Below are 12,911 nucleotides of genomic sequence, written 5' to 3'. Positions count from 1 at the left end.
GCGACTTCCAAACCCGACTTCCGTACTCGAAGTACAGGGCTCCCGGGTCTTAAGGTCTTGGGGCATTGTGCACGAATACAGGTATGGCGTATATTGCACAGCATACCTGGACGTAATGCACTTCAGACCTCTCCCTCAAGGTCCTGGAAGGCGGAGACGCGATGGCGGAAGGCAAGTTGAAGGCGCTTGTGGTGGATGATGACCCACTGGTGCTCGAACTGGTGGAGCGCTCCATCAGCCGGTACGGCTTCGATGTCGTCACCACGCGCGCGGCGCTGGGCGTGGCCAACCTGCTGCGGACCGAGCAGCCGGACATCGTGCTCCTGGACGTGAACATCCCGGCGCTGAGCGGCGACCGCATCCTGGGCGTGGTGCGCCAGTTCGCGGGCCCGGACACGCTGTTCATCCTCTACTCGTCCATGGACGAGTCGAAGCTGCGCGAGCTGGTGCGCGCGTCCGGGGCGGACGGCTACATCCCCAAGGGCGTCACGGGTCCGGAGCTGGCGCTGAAGCTGTCCGGCCTGCACCACAAGCGGATGGCGAACCGTCCCACGCCCCCCGCGGCGCGCGTGGACCCCGTGCTTCAGCGCGACGTGCCCGCGCCCCAGTCCCAGAGCACCACGGCCCAGGTGTCGGTGGCGTCGCGGTAGGTGTGGACGGTCTCGAACCCGACCCTCGCGTGCGCGCGCAGGGAGCGGGTGTTCCTCACCGAGACCTCGGTGACGACGCAGTCGAAGCGCGGGCGGAGCTGCTCGCGGTGCTGGTGGTAGAGCGCGTCGAAGAGGCCCTTCCCCCGGTGGGCCTTGTCCACGCACACCTGCCCCATCACGTAGAAGCGCTGGTCCCTGAGCGGCCGGCCCCGGTGTTCGAGCCCTTCGAGGAGCGCGAACATCGGGTCCAGGACGGGGACCAGCGGGCGGCACTCGCGGGGCATCACCAGCGCGTACGCCACGACGTCGGAGCCCTGGAGGGCGACGATGCTGGGGGCGAGCGCGTGCATGCGCTCCAGCGTGGGCAGGTCATGCTGGACGGTGACGAAGCCCTGCGCGTGCTGCTCTTCGGCGGACAGCGCTGGAGGGAGGTTCCGGCGCTGCAGGGCCAGCACCTGCTCCAGCTCCTCGTGTGAGCGCACGGGCCTCACGACATACGGATTCGACGGCATGGCGCGGGAGCATAGGCCCGCGCCAGGCCCGCGAGCGTCAGCGTTCGAAGCCTGCCGGACCCGGCGGAGGCTTGTCCGGCAGGTCGTCCTGGAACTCGTCGCGAGAGACTAGCGGTGTCACGAGCGTCTTCGCCGCCAGCTCCGAGGGCCCCGGGAGCGGCTTGTCCGGGAGCGCCTGCTGAGGCCTTCTGGGCATGGGTACCAGCACGGGACTGATCCGGCATCTCGACATGACCGTGTCCTCCTGACGAAGCCGCCGCGGGGTCCGTGCTCCCGGTCCCGTGTGCGGCTTCTTCTTGAAAACGTGTCAGGTCGGGTTCTTTTAGGTGACCTGAAAGGTCCCTATTCGAACAGGAGCACGTCGTGCACCCAGCGGTCTCCCGGTGAGGCCTGAAGCCACGCCTGCCGCTCGTCGCGCAGGGCCACGCTGGGAGCGGCGCCCGCGTGGATGCGCTCGCGCACGTCGCTGAAGAAGCGGCCCGCCGTGTCCGGGATGTCCACCGTGGCGGCCAGCACCGCGCGCGCCCCGGCGTCGAGGAAGGCCACGGGCAGGCTGAAGGACTCGTGCGGGAAGGGCGCGGTGCGAGCGGCGCCACAGGCGGCCAGGAACACCAGCGGCGCTCCCGTGAGCCTGTGGGCGCGCACCTGCCGGGCGGTGAGCGCGTAGCGGCCATCCCGCTCCGGGGCCAGCATGAGGAGCGAGGCGTCCGACAGCTCCGGGCTGAACACGCCATGCGTGTGGAGCTCCACCTCGGTGGCGGTGCGCATCGCCTCCAGCACGCGCGACGGCGTGGCCCGCGCGCCCTCCAGCATCACGCGCCGGGCATCCTCCCCCGGGGGATGTGACATCGGCGGCAGGCGCGGAAGGCCCAGCGCCGCGGGCGCGTCCACGTTGGTGACGACCAGGTGCGCACCGCTGTCCACCGGCGGAAGGGGGCCTGGCGTCGCGTGGCCCACGCGGTAGCTCCAGGCGAAGTCCGGAGGCAGCAGCCGGGGCAGGCCATTCACCGGAGGCGGGGCCAGCACCTGCACGTGCTCGCATCCGCGCAGCGCGTCCCGCAACGCGGGCGGCACCAGCCCGGAGGCGTCCTGCCCGAGCGGCGCCGCGCGAGCCTGGGTGAAGTCCCCGAGCACCGCGCCCGAGGGACCCCGCGCCACCGCGAGCGTGCGCTCGTGCTGCACGGACACCGCGAGCACGCAGCGCTCCGGCACCTCCGTCACCTGGAGCTGGCGGCCCACGAGGGTGAGCGCCTCCTTGAACGCGCCCGTGCGTCCAGCGTCGGAGCTGAGCGCGGTGGAGGCGCGGGCCCGGGCGCGGCGGGCGTTCACGTCGTCGGGCCACTGCTCCGCCTGCGTGAGGGCGCTCTCCAGGAGCGCGCGTCCGGCGGCGCGGTCGCGCTCCAGCTCGAACTCACCCTGGAGGGCGTCCAGCAGCGCGCGTTCACCGGGGCGCGGCTGGCCCTGTCTCAGTCCGGAGAGCGCGCGGGACAGCGCCTCCGCCGCGCCGGGCATGGGGCCGAAGCGGGCCAGGTCCGCGAGCACGCCCGCGCCGTTGAGCCCCAGCGGCACGCCGGACTCCATTGATTTCTCCAGGTGCTGGCGGGCCTCTTCCACGCGGAAGTCCATCCACGCCAGGGTCGCCAGGTTGCGGTGCACGTAGCCGACCTGCGTGCGGTTGTCGGGGTCGCGCGCCAGCGACTCCCGGAAGTACGCGCCCGCGGTGGGGGCGACGTGGTGGAAGCGCGCCACCTGCGCCAGCTCCTGGAGGAAGCGCCGCTCCCAGTCCCATTCTCCCGACCGCTTCGCGAGCCCCCAGCCGCGCAGCGCGTGCTCATGGGCCTCGGCGGGGCGGTGCAGCTCGCCCACGTACATCTCCGCGAGCCACCCGTGCAGGTCGGCGCAGCGGTAGTCCAGCCGCGCCGCCTCGCACGTCCGAAGTGCCTCCAGGACGCGCGTCTCCGCCTTCCACCACTGGCCATCGCGCACCTCCTGGTTGGCGCGCTCGCGCTCGGCGATGAGGTGGAACCACGGGTCGCCCAGACCGTCCGCGGCGCGAGCGAACGCCGCCACGTCCACGGGCCGCCCTGCCTTGAGCTCGTATCCGAGCGCGCCCACGTACAGGTCGTCCTCGCCCGAGCGCCGCAGCGCCTCCAGGAAGGCCGGCGGGAACAGCGCCCCGCCGCGCACGAACCGCACGTAGTCCCGGGCGAGCGGCCCGCGCTTCTGGAAGTCCCGCGCGGCCACGCGGAGGACGGTCGCGTGGAGCACCGTGCCCCCGCCGTACGCCCGGTCCAGCGCGTCCGCCAGCGGGAGCAGCCGCAGCGCCGCGTCCTTCGAGGGCGCCGCGCGGACCGCGTCGTAGAACGCCAGCCGCACGATGCCAGGCAGCCGCGCGGCCTCCTCCAGCGGAAGCGGCGCGTTGGCGTCCGCCATCAGGTCCTGCGTCGCCGCGAAGGCCTGCTTCCAGGCGCGGCTCCGGGCCTGGGTCGCCTCACGCAAGAGGCCCGCCCGGTCCCGGGCCTCCGCGCTCCAGCCGGGCTCGCCCTGCTTCGCCACGGCGTCGAAGGCCTCCGCCGCCAGCAGGGGCAGGTCCAGGTCGCGCAGGACCAGCGCGAGGTTCCAAAGGGCCTGCGGGTGGTCCGGCTGCTTCCGGAGCACGTCCTCCAGCACGGCCAGGGCCTCGTCGAGCGCCGCCTGCTCGGAGGCCCCGGCATGGGCCAGCGCCACCGCGCGGTCGGAGTCCACGTCCGGCGAGGCGGGCGCGTTGCCCAGGTAGCTCAGCGCCTGCCGGGCGTCGCCCGCGAGCAGGTACGCGGAGGCGATGCCCCGCCAGTCCTGCTGGTCCTCCATCCGGGCCAGCTCCCGCAGCGGCACGGGCGCGGGCGTGGGCGTCCCTCCGCGCAGGGGCGCGTAGTCGCGGTGTCCATCCAGGGCCGCGGAGGTCAACCGGGCCTCCAGGGACCGCGTGGCCGCGGGCGCCGGCCCGGGCGTGGGCGCGTCACCCGTCACGCGCGCCGTCCAGGTGCCCACGGCCGCGAGGGCCAGGGCGAGCGCCCCCAGGTGGTTCCAGTGGGGGCGCCAGCGGCGGGGCGGCGGCGGCGGAGCCAGGACCTCGGCGGGCTCGGGTGGGGGGAGGGCCCGCGGGACTGGGGAGGCCGCGCAGCTCCCTGGGGGCGGCGTCGCTTTCGCGATCGCCAGCCGTCCGAGGATGTCCGCCTGCAACAGGTCATGGAACCGGACGCCGCAGTCCTCGCAGGAGGCCAGGTGCGCGCGGAAGCCCTCGTGGAGTTCGAGGGGCAGCTCCCCATCCACGAAGGCGGGGAGGTGGGTGCAGTAGCCGTTCATCCGCTCCCCAGCTTCCGACGGGCCTCGGCCATGTCGCGAAGCTGGTCACGCAGTTTCAACCTCGCGTGGTAGAGCCACGTGCCCACCGTGCCCACGGGCGCCCCGAGCCGCCGGCCAATCTCCGCGTGGCGCAGCCCCTCCGAGTGCAGCTCGAAGGTCCGCCGCAGGTTGAAGGGCAGCGCGGAGACGGCCTTGAGCAGCTCGGCCTCGGTGACGCACTCCCACAGCTCCGGGTCCGGCGCCTCCGGCTCCTCGAAGAGCTTGTGCACGTTGCCGAGGTTGATGACGGTGGTGGCCTCCGTGCGCGAGCGGCGGCACGTGTCGAGGAAGCGGTTGTGCAGCACCCGCACCAGCCACGCCCGGCGCTCCGGCTCCGCCCACGAGCGCAGGCTGTCCCACTTCAGCAGGGCCCGCAGCAGGACGTCCTGGACCAGGTCCTCGCAAGCGGTGGCATTTCCGCCACAGATGTTCCGGGCGACCGCCATCAGGATGGACTGATGACGGACCGCGAAGTCGGCGTACTCCATGTCTGACCTGTCGAGCTCTTCTCTCATCGTGCGGCCCCCAGTGCCGGTGATGAAAAGATAACGTTATAGGTCTGATTTATTTAAAACCGCGTTAAAGCCTTACAGAAGGGATGTAGTCGGCGGACAGCCTCTGTGTGTGAAGACAGGGGTTTGTGAATCCATGACGCGTCCTGTCGTCGCCGGGGCCTACCGGGCTGGTAGGACTCGGGGGCGATGGCAGAGGAGAGGGCGCCTGTGGTTGGCCCGTCAGGGATTGAAGGTTCCTTCGAATCGAAAGATCCGCCGATGCGGTCTGAATCCCCGCTCTGCCATTCATTGGGGATTGGACGCATCTTCCGGTCATGAACCACGATCATTCCGCCCACGCACCCGTGCACGGCTTCGGCGCCGACCGCGCGCCCCATTACGACGCCCAGGCAGCCGTCAACCTCGCGGGCTACCAGGCGGCGTATGAGCTGGGCGTCAGCGCCCTGGCTGCCGCGTTGGATGGCCAGGACACGGCGTCCCTGCTGCACGTGGGGCTGGGCACGGGCGCGGAGCTGATGCCCTACAAACGCTTCGACGTGCCGGGCTGGCGCTTCACGGGGGTGGAGCCCTCGGGTCCGATGCTGGAGGTGGCGCGCAAGCGACTGGAGGAGGAGGGGCTGCTCACGCGCACGCACCTGCACGAGGGCGAGCTGCGCACCCTGCCGTTCGGTCCTCCGTTTGACGGCGCGCAGTTGATGGGAGTGCTGCACCACGTGGAGGGCGAGGAGGCTCGCGTCGAATTGCTACGGGAGGTGACGCGGAGGCTCAAGCCCGGAGCGCCGCTGGTGCTGGGCTGTCGCGTCGGCAAGGACCCGGGGCTGACGAACGTGGAGCTGCGCCGGCTGCGGGCGTATGGCGTTTCCCCGGATCATCTGGAGCGCAGGCGTCAGGCCTACGCGAAGATGCAGCCCATCGAGTCCGACGCCGCCCTGTTCGCGATGTTCGCCCAGGCGGGGCTGGTGACGCCGAAGACGCTCTTCGTCTCGCTCCAGTACAAGGTCTTCCTCGCGCACTTCGGGCCCTGAGCGGGTTAGTGGGGCTCGGGCGCTCCCGTCACGCGCTCGAACGACACACCCAGGTTCCCGACCCCTTCGAGGGCGTTCTTGATGTCCTCCGAAACGATGAACGCCGTCTTGAACTTCTTCAGCCGGAAGACCTGCGCGCCCTCGGTCTTCGAGGGGTCGATTCGCAGTCCGTAGATCCAGTTGTACTCCCCTTCATGTTCAGGGGAGGGGTCGTCCTCGTCATAGTGATGCACCTCCCGGCACCGTGCCTCGTCGATGCAATCAACCACCTTGGTTGCGTTGACGACGAAGTACCGCTCGGGTTCTCCCTCCACCGTCACCGGAAAGAGCTGCACGTCGTCGGGAGCCAGTGTTCGGAAGACGTTCGCGAGTGCTTCGCTGACGATAGGCGTGCTTTCAACCCCTCCAAACACAAAAGCACGCTTCGTACCCGGATGCGAAACCTGAGACTTGATGGGACCAGGGGCTGGAAGGACACACCCCTCTGTGAACAGCCAAGGCTCGTCGAACTCTTCCCCGGATGTCCGCGTGGGAGTCTCAATGAGCCATCGAGGCACGTCCGCCAACCTTATCCAATAAAAGTTCCGTTCCACCCCGCCCTCCTACTTTAGGATGAAGCTGCGCAATTCTGAGCCCGGCGTCAGAAGTTCATTGGCGATCTTCGCGAGTTCCTTCAGCAACTGAGTGCGACAGGTCTCCGTGGTTCTGCAAGTGCGCACAGCCGCTTGCAGGCGAGTCACCACCTGATTGTGATAGAATTCGGGGTGAGGCCCCTCGTGCCCATTGAGCCGCACCTTGTTCGCGGCATCCTCAAGTGACATCCCGGCCCTCTTGAAGATTCTCGCGCACTCTGGCGACCAAGGGCCGCCTGTGGCAGCCGAAACCAGGTTCTTGTTCGTGCAGATGTGATGGACCGGGCCTTCGGCGTCACCTGGAATACCGTTCGAGTACATCGCGACGGCAGCGGTCGCGCCCGGAGCCAGCGCCACGTTCAGCACCCCAGCGGCAGGCATCGCGATGGAAGACACGCCGCCATTCAAAGCCGCCGTGAGCTGGAATCCTGACTCAGCCTGCGCCCGAATCGCAGCCTGGGGGAAGCCCGGGAGCCTGGGCCCCTGGGCCGCCATCGCGCTCTTGCCGCCAAGGGCTGCCGTAACGAGCAGAACCAGGACGCGTGTGCCGTTCGTCCCCAATACACGTCCGAAGCGCTGTCCGATGTCCTGCAACTCGATGATGCTCGTTGCCCTCTCTGCATCGTCCCACAGCCGCACGAAGCCCCGGCCCATCTCCCAGACCGGCACCACCCCCAGGTAGGCCACCATCGCCGCGGTCAGTGCCACCGCGATGACCTTCGTGACGGGTTCGGGCAGCGTCATCGTGAGAAGCACACTCAGCGCGGCCGATGTCACCATGGCCTTGAGCACCGCCGGGTTCAGCAGCTTGCCGATCTCCGCCTCGACACTGCCCCAGACCCCATCCAGCGCGAACGACAGGGCCATCAACGTCCGGTCCTTGCGCGAGAAGGGCAGCCCCGTTCCGCCTACCAGGGGCAGACAGTCGTCCCCATCCGGGCAGATGCGCGAATAGAGGGACTCCGGAGACGCCCCAGCCCCCGAATCCGAGAGCCCCTTCGAGGATGCGAGCAACGACCGGGACCTCACCCATCCTCGCTGGTCGGCCGCATCCGTCTCGCGGAAGGCAACGTCCATGCGCATGTCCAGGATGAGCTGTGTGAGGGCCGCCTCGAACGCGTCCTCACTCACCTGAACCGGATCAACATCCCGGGACTCGTGAACCACCTGCCTGCCGTCTCCAACATCAAGGTGGACAACACGAGTCGTCGCACACCCTCCCGCGAAAAGGAGTAACGCGATGAACCACACCCACCGCATGGCTGCTCCCGAAATGGACGGCTTGATGGGTGCCGTTGGGTTGGCTGCCGCTCTGCCATCCTGATACGTTGTCCCGTCTATGCGACTTGGCCCACTCGCAGGGTCTATCCTGCTTTTCGTACTTCTAAGCGCGGCGACCGCCAAGGCAAGCGACAAGTGCGACCGCCCCAAACAGCGGACCATCCTGCTCTCCGAGCATCCTTCAGATGGCACCCAAACCGTCTACGTGACGGGGCAGGTCATTACAGCCTTGCGCTTCGAGGCATCCGTTGACCCCAGCAAGACGAAGGTCATTGGCTGGGAGGGCCGCCTCGAACCGCTCACGGTGGTCCGCAACAAGGTCATCATCGAGCCCATCCAGGATCTCGACAGCGATGAAGGACTCCCCCTGGTCGTGACGCTGGTTGATGGAACCGAGATCCCGTTCCTCGTGAGGCCCCCGTGGAGAGAGAAGGACAGCGGTGGGTGGCCGCCGATCCTCGACCAACAGGTTGACGTGTTCAAAAACCGGGAGAGCTACGCGGCCATGCACTCGGCCCTGATGGACGCCCTCAAGAAGAACGACGCCCTGACCGAGGAAAACGAGCGCCATCGCAAGCAGGAGAACTCCATCGACCATGCCTACGCGACGCTTCTGGCGAATGGGGAGGAGAAGAAGACGCCGTTTCGATTCGTAGCGGCCTCCCGTCCGAAAGACTCGGATATGGAGATGGTCGTCAAGGTTTTCTCAGGCCCAGGCAAAGCGGCAGCTCTCATCACCCTGACGAACACCGGCTACGGCGACGCATGGGAGTTCGCGGACGCCTACCTGACGCGCGATATGACGAGCTACACGAAGCGTCCCTTCGCGCTCCGGATGACCCGCGCCACGATTGTTCCCGGGCAGTCGGGCACCATCGCGGTCGTGGCGGACAAGAGCGCCTTCGAGCATGAGGGTCAGCTCGTGGACCTCGCCCTCCAGATCTACCGGGCTGACGGGAACCAACAGGTCATGGTGAGGATGGATCGCACCCTGATTCGGCAGTAGAAGTGGCGATCATGCCCGCCCGCCGAGCCAGACTGCTCTCCTCCGTCATCCTACTTGCTGCGTTCTCAGCTTGCACCACGACCGGTGGCGTCTCACTGCGCCCGGACGGATCTCCTGGACCGCAGGAATGTTCGGAGAAGGCGCTCGAAGTCATGCGCTACCTGAAGATGCGTGTCGGGGACGCCGCGTTGGTGGAACTGGACGCGAACCAGATCCGGTCGCGCCGCATCACTCTCTACGACGGGCCCATCGAGAGCATGCTGCGAGAGGATCTGGGGACGCTTGAGGCGACGACCCGCTTGTACGGGCAGGTCTGGACGAGCGGTCCCCAGGTCGTCGTCCGCTGGTACGAGGCCCACCCGCCGGACGGCGACAAGGTGCCCATCTGCGCAGTGGCACGGCTCAGCGAGGACCAGATGCGGAAGCGGCCCGAGTCAAAGCCCGGCACAGCCATTCTCGATGGTTCTGTCGCGGCTGCCTACGTCGTTGATGCATTCCGGTGACACGTCAGTTCGAGGTGCGCTTCAATCCAGGCGCGAACCGTGGGGTAGCGCTGGAAGAGGTCTTCGCGCACCACGCGTTGGCGGCCCTGCTGACGACGGGCGCGGTGGCGTAGACACCCTTCGGCATCGCGGATCATTTCTCTGGCGAGGATGCCGACACGGCGCTGGATGGCACCATCTACCGGGGCACGGGCAAGGCCGCGGTCGTGTTCAGGGTCAAGAACCTCCACGCTGTGCGCTCGTGGAGCATGAAGTCCGTCCGGTTGGTGGGCGTCGCGGACTCAAGGGAGCGGGCACTCGCGGTGCGCTCTTCGGCGTCGGTCCTCGAGCCCGGGATGTCCGGCGTCATTGGACTCGTCGTGGATGGAAGCGCATTCCTGGACGGCGAGACGCTGACGACTCTGCGGCTGGAGATGTACCGGCAGGATGGACTCCTGCAGGCCATTGTTCAGTTGGATCCGGCCCTGCTGGGGCAGTAGGAACGCCGCATGACTCCCCGCCAATACGTGCTCGTGGGCTGGATCGGCTTGCTGGGTATAACGCTGGGTTGCGCGACGATACCGGGTGATGTGCGCCTTCGCTCGGACGGCACTCCCATGGCGGAGAAGTGCCCGGAGAAGGCGCTGGAGGTCATGCGGTACCTGCGCCTTTACGTGGGTGAGTCCGCATGGGTACAACTCGACGCGAACCAGAGTCGTGCGAAGTTCATCACGCTGTATGACGGACCCATCGAAAGCGTGCTGGATCAGGACGTCGGCACGTTGGAAGCGCCGGTTCGGCTGTATGGCCGCGTGTGGACGGGCGGTAATCAGCCGGTCATCCGCTATTACGAGGCCCACTTCATGAATGGTGGGGGCCGGGTGCCCATCTGCGCGGTGGCGAGGCTCGGCTTCGGGCAGCTGCGCAAGCGGCCCGAGTCCAAGCCAGGAACTGCCATCCTCGATTCTCCGCGTGCAGGCATGTACATCGTGGATGAGTTCCGCTGAGTCCTGAACCGCCAGGGATTCGAGGCCCCATCAGAATTCTGGAGCGCACGCTGGCGGTTGGTCAGTGCAAGCACGCGGAATCGCAGTGGGAGGTCCGCTGGTCCGCGCCTTGCTCTGCGCCTTCGCGAAGTCCTTCGACGGAAAGGGAACCCCGATGCGCTGGATGCGGATGCTGGGCGGCTGTCTGACGGTAATGACCCTCGCGGCCTGTGGCTCGAACGACGACGGGGCGCAGGGGAGGCTGAAGCTGAGGGAGGGGCAGTCGTTGGACCTGGCGCAGGAGTGCGGCGTGGACCTGCCCCAGTGTCCGCAGGGCCTGTCCTGCCTCGTGCTCAAGCTGGACGGCGTGTCGAAGGCGCGCTGCGTGGATGACAGCAAGGTGTGCAGCGAGCTCGTGTCCTGCACGGGAGGCACCGAGTGCGCCATCCTGACCTCGTATCCCGGCCAGGTGACCTGCTCCGGAAAGTGCACCTCGGACTGCGATTCGTCCGTGTCCAGCAGTCCATGAAGTCAGCGCGCCTGGAGCAGGTGCTTGATGGCCGCGGTCCAGATCTCTGTCGCGAGCTGGATCGCGGACACGTCTGATTGTGGCTCGCTGGGACGGGGCTCATCGCGTAAGACACGGAAGGTGTGCCCCGTGGGAACCGCCTGGATCAAGTAATCAGGTCCAACGCGCCCTGCGCCTGGAATGGCAAACCAAATACAAGGTCCTTCCCGATTCCACCCCCCCCCTTGCTGGCCAGCGCTTCCACGAAGTCGAGCGCATGCGCGAGGTTCACCGCCTCGAAGTGGTCCTTCAGGGACTTGCCCGCGATGGTGATGCCATCTTCGATGACCGCCCGTGTTTCGGGCAGGGTCAGCCTGTTTCCCTCAATCGCGTTCGAGTTGTACGTGTGGTGGATCCGGAACCAGTGCCGCAGGCTCTGCACCGCGGCGGCAGGCATCTTGGTGGCACGCAGCCGGCGCATCCGCTCGGTCGCCTGCTGAAGCCTGGGGTCGATGCTCTCGCTCCACCGGTACGGATGCACGCCAACCACCTCCGCTCCCCACTGTAACGCCGTCGCCCCCTTTCACCTCGCAGGGGCGCACGAGGCCGGTTCGTGCACATTGCAATCCGGGCGTGAACCGCGCTCCCGCAACCCCTCGGAATGGCTGGGCCTGACGGAGGCCCGCGCCGGTACGGCGGATGCTCATGAAGGGAGCCCGGTATGGCTCCCAACCTGACTCCCCACCTGCTCCACCTGCTGCTGACGCAAAGCTCCCCCGAGGCGCCCCCGCTGCTCTCCCGGCTCCAGGTCGAGGGCGGAGTGGACGCCTCCTTCGCCTACAACCTCAATCGCCCCGCCAGCAGCGTGAACTTCCTGCCAGGCACCGGCACCACCGCCCGGCGGCACGACGAGATCACCGTCAACCTGGCGTCGCTGGGCGTGCGCCTGGCGCCGGAGCCCGTGGGCTTCCGCGTCCTGCTCGGCTTCGGCACCGGCATCGACGTGCTGCACCGCGCGGAGCCCGAGGAGGACGCCACCGGCCCGGACGTCTGGCGTTACGTGCAGCAGGCCTCGCTGTCCTTCGCGCAAGGCCCGCTCACCCTGGAGGCGGGCATCTACCCGAGCCACATCGGCCTCGAGTCCTTCCAATCCCAGCTCAACTGGACCTACACCCGCTCGTGGATGGGCGAGCTCTCGCCCTATTACCAGACAGGCCTCAAGGGGACCTGGCGCTTCGATGAGCACTGGAGCGCGCAGCTCCACCTGCTCAATGGCTGGCAGACCATCGGGGACAACAACTCCGGCAAGGCCCTGGGCACGCAGGTCGCCTACGCGGACGACCGGTGGAGCGCGGCCTTCAACACCTTCGTGGGCAACGAGGGCTCCGGTGACGCGGAGGCCCTGCGACTGTTCGCGGACACCGTCGTCACCCTGAAGGCCACCGGCGCCGTGAGCATCGCCGCCACCGCGGACGTGGGCCGCCAGGCCCGCCCGGGGACCTCCGCCGCCCTCTGGTACGCGGCGGGCGCCAACGTGCGCGTCCAGGTCGCGGAGCCCGTGGCAATGACCGCGCGCGCGGAGGTGTACCGCGACCGGGACGGCCTGCTCAGCGGCATCGCGCAGACCCTGGCCGAGGGCACGCTCACCCTGGAGGTGAGGCCCGCGGAACACCTCGTCCTCAAGGCCGAGGCCCGCCACGACCGCTCCACCCGGAGCGTCTTCGACGGGCCGGCGCGCGGAGAGGCGCCACCCCTTCCACGCCAACACCAGACGCTGCTCGCAGTCGGCGCGGCCGCCACCTTCTGAACCCCGAGTGAGGAGTCCTCCGTCATGACCTTCGAATACGTCGCTGGCATCGCGCTCGCGGTGCTGCTGTCCGCCTATCTCGTCTACGCCTTGCTCCAGCCCGAGCGCTTCTAGGACTTCGCC

General features: G+C 68.2%; 16 protein-coding genes. 9 read left to right on the top strand and 7 right to left on the bottom strand.

What is annotated here, in order from left to right; genetic code table 11:
- Positions 1-191 precede the first annotated feature (191 nt).
- Entirely contained in the window at positions 192-650 is a 459-nt protein-coding gene (locus tag NR792_RS26205; protein WP_375755421.1) for a response regulator, read from the top strand.
- On the opposite strand, the gene NR792_RS26200 is transcribed toward NR792_RS26205, so the two are convergent.
- From NR792_RS26200 to NR792_RS26185, 4 genes are all read right to left on the bottom strand, one after another.
- Entirely contained in the window at positions 584-1,162 is a 579-nt protein-coding gene (locus tag NR792_RS26200; protein ID WP_375755420.1) for a GNAT family N-acetyltransferase, read from the bottom strand. The genes NR792_RS26205 and NR792_RS26200 overlap by 67 nt on opposite strands.
- Before the next feature lie 37 nt (positions 1,163-1,199).
- Positions 1,200-1,358, bottom strand: coding sequence for a hypothetical protein (locus NR792_RS26195; RefSeq protein ID WP_375755419.1), 159 nt, complete (start codon positions 1,356-1,358; stop codon positions 1,200-1,202).
- Between the two features lie 146 nt (positions 1,359-1,504).
- Positions 1,505-4,507 carry a CHAT domain-containing protein gene (locus NR792_RS26190; RefSeq protein ID WP_375755418.1) on the bottom strand — a complete coding sequence of 1,001 codons (3,003 nt, stop codon included), beginning with the start codon at positions 4,505-4,507 and terminating at the stop codon, positions 1,505-1,507.
- Positions 4,504-5,034 (bottom strand): RNA polymerase sigma factor, encoded by a 531-nt coding sequence (locus NR792_RS26185; protein WP_375755417.1) that lies wholly within the window; start codon positions 5,032-5,034, stop codon positions 4,504-4,506. The genes NR792_RS26190 and NR792_RS26185 overlap by 4 nt, the downstream gene beginning before the upstream one ends.
- A 341-nt stretch (positions 5,035-5,375) precedes the next feature.
- On the opposite strand from NR792_RS26185, the gene NR792_RS26180 reads away from it, so the two are divergent.
- Complete coding sequence (locus NR792_RS26180) at positions 5,376-6,086, top strand: class I SAM-dependent methyltransferase (RefSeq protein ID WP_375755416.1); 711 nt, start codon at positions 5,376-5,378, stop codon at positions 6,084-6,086.
- Between the two features lie 5 nt (positions 6,087-6,091).
- Here NR792_RS26180 and NR792_RS26175 read toward each other — a convergent pair whose 3' ends face one another.
- Positions 6,092-6,499, bottom strand: coding sequence for an imm11 family protein (locus tag NR792_RS26175; RefSeq protein WP_375761695.1), 408 nt, complete (start codon positions 6,497-6,499; stop codon positions 6,092-6,094).
- A gap of 189 nt (positions 6,500-6,688) precedes the next feature.
- Positions 6,689-7,978, bottom strand: coding sequence for an AHH domain-containing protein (locus tag NR792_RS26170; RefSeq protein WP_375755414.1), 1,290 nt, complete (start codon positions 7,976-7,978; stop codon positions 6,689-6,691).
- A gap of 79 nt (positions 7,979-8,057) precedes the next feature.
- On the opposite strand from NR792_RS26170, the gene NR792_RS26165 reads away from it, so the two are divergent.
- The 5 genes from NR792_RS26165 (at position 8,058) to NR792_RS26145 (ending at position 11,002) form a co-directional block, all read left to right on the top strand.
- The gene (locus NR792_RS26165; RefSeq protein ID WP_375755413.1) at positions 8,058-9,005 is read left to right on the top strand and encodes a DUF2381 family protein; all 948 of its coding nucleotides are present in this window, start codon (positions 8,058-8,060) and stop codon (positions 9,003-9,005) included.
- Between the two features lie 11 nt (positions 9,006-9,016).
- On the top strand, positions 9,017-9,508 hold the full coding sequence (locus tag NR792_RS26160; protein WP_375755412.1) for a serine/threonine protein kinase: 492 nt from the start codon (positions 9,017-9,019) through the stop codon (positions 9,506-9,508).
- Positions 9,509-9,633: 125 nt separating this feature from the next.
- Positions 9,634-9,987 carry a DUF2381 family protein gene (locus NR792_RS26155; RefSeq protein WP_375761694.1) on the top strand — a complete coding sequence of 118 codons (354 nt, stop codon included), beginning with the start codon at positions 9,634-9,636 and terminating at the stop codon, positions 9,985-9,987.
- A 9-nt stretch (positions 9,988-9,996) separates the two neighbouring features.
- Positions 9,997-10,494, top strand: coding sequence for a hypothetical protein (locus NR792_RS26150; protein ID WP_375755411.1), 498 nt, complete (start codon positions 9,997-9,999; stop codon positions 10,492-10,494).
- 154 nt (positions 10,495-10,648) lie between these two features.
- Positions 10,649-11,002, top strand: coding sequence for a hypothetical protein (locus tag NR792_RS26145; RefSeq protein ID WP_375755410.1), 354 nt, complete (start codon positions 10,649-10,651; stop codon positions 11,000-11,002).
- Between the two features lie 145 nt (positions 11,003-11,147).
- On the opposite strand, the gene NR792_RS26140 is transcribed toward NR792_RS26145, so the two are convergent.
- Positions 11,148-11,522, bottom strand: coding sequence for a hypothetical protein (locus NR792_RS26140; RefSeq protein ID WP_375755409.1), 375 nt, complete (start codon positions 11,520-11,522; stop codon positions 11,148-11,150).
- A gap of 180 nt (positions 11,523-11,702) precedes the next feature.
- On the opposite strand from NR792_RS26140, the gene NR792_RS26135 reads away from it, so the two are divergent.
- Together NR792_RS26135 and kdpF are read left to right on the top strand one after the other, a co-directional pair.
- Positions 11,703-12,788: an outer membrane beta-barrel protein gene (locus NR792_RS26135; RefSeq protein WP_375755408.1), complete on the top strand. Its 1,086-nt coding sequence runs from the start codon at positions 11,703-11,705 to the stop codon at positions 12,786-12,788.
- Between the two features lie 24 nt (positions 12,789-12,812).
- Positions 12,813-12,902 carry a K(+)-transporting ATPase subunit F gene (kdpF, locus tag NR792_RS26130; protein ID WP_207054042.1) on the top strand — a complete coding sequence of 30 codons (90 nt, stop codon included), beginning with the start codon at positions 12,813-12,815 and terminating at the stop codon, positions 12,900-12,902.
- Positions 12,903-12,911 lie beyond the last annotated feature (9 nt).

Source organism: Corallococcus exercitus, assembly GCF_042231735.1.
Taxonomy (GTDB): Bacteria; Myxococcota; Myxococcia; order Myxococcales; family Myxococcaceae; genus Corallococcus; species Corallococcus exercitus_B.
Note: the sequence above shows the minus strand (reverse complement) of the source record. Positions and strands in the feature narration are given on the sequence as shown.

What these genes read in the sequence shown, in the direction of transcription:
- NR792_RS26200 (WP_375755420.1), bottom strand. Translation starts at nt 1,162, where the DNA reads ATGCCGTCGAATCCGTATGTCGTGAGGCCCGTGCGCTCACACGAGGAG.
- NR792_RS26195 (WP_375755419.1), bottom strand. Translation starts at nt 1,358, where the DNA reads ATGCCCAGAAGGCCTCAGCAGGCGCTCCCGGACAAGCCGCTCCCGGGG.
- NR792_RS26190 (WP_375755418.1), bottom strand. Translation starts at nt 4,507, where the DNA reads ATGAACGGCTACTGCACCCACCTCCCCGCCTTCGTGGATGGGGAGCTG.
- NR792_RS26185 (WP_375755417.1), bottom strand. Translation starts at nt 5,034, where the DNA reads ATGGAGTACGCCGACTTCGCGGTCCGTCATCAGTCCATCCTGATGGCG.
- NR792_RS26180 (WP_375755416.1), top strand. Translation starts at nt 5,376, where the DNA reads ATGAACCACGATCATTCCGCCCACGCACCCGTGCACGGCTTCGGCGCC.
- NR792_RS26170 (WP_375755414.1), bottom strand. Translation starts at nt 7,978, where the DNA reads ATGCGGTGGGTGTGGTTCATCGCGTTACTCCTTTTCGCGGGAGGGTGT.
- NR792_RS26165 (WP_375755413.1), top strand. Translation starts at nt 8,058, where the DNA reads ATGCGACTTGGCCCACTCGCAGGGTCTATCCTGCTTTTCGTACTTCTA.
- NR792_RS26160 (WP_375755412.1), top strand. Translation starts at nt 9,017, where the DNA reads ATGCCCGCCCGCCGAGCCAGACTGCTCTCCTCCGTCATCCTACTTGCT.
- NR792_RS26150 (WP_375755411.1), top strand. Translation starts at nt 9,997, where the DNA reads ATGACTCCCCGCCAATACGTGCTCGTGGGCTGGATCGGCTTGCTGGGT.
- NR792_RS26145 (WP_375755410.1), top strand. Translation starts at nt 10,649, where the DNA reads ATGCGCTGGATGCGGATGCTGGGCGGCTGTCTGACGGTAATGACCCTC.
- NR792_RS26135 (WP_375755408.1), top strand. Translation starts at nt 11,703, where the DNA reads ATGGCTCCCAACCTGACTCCCCACCTGCTCCACCTGCTGCTGACGCAA.
- kdpF (WP_207054042.1), top strand. Translation starts at nt 12,813, where the DNA reads ATGACCTTCGAATACGTCGCTGGCATCGCGCTCGCGGTGCTGCTGTCC.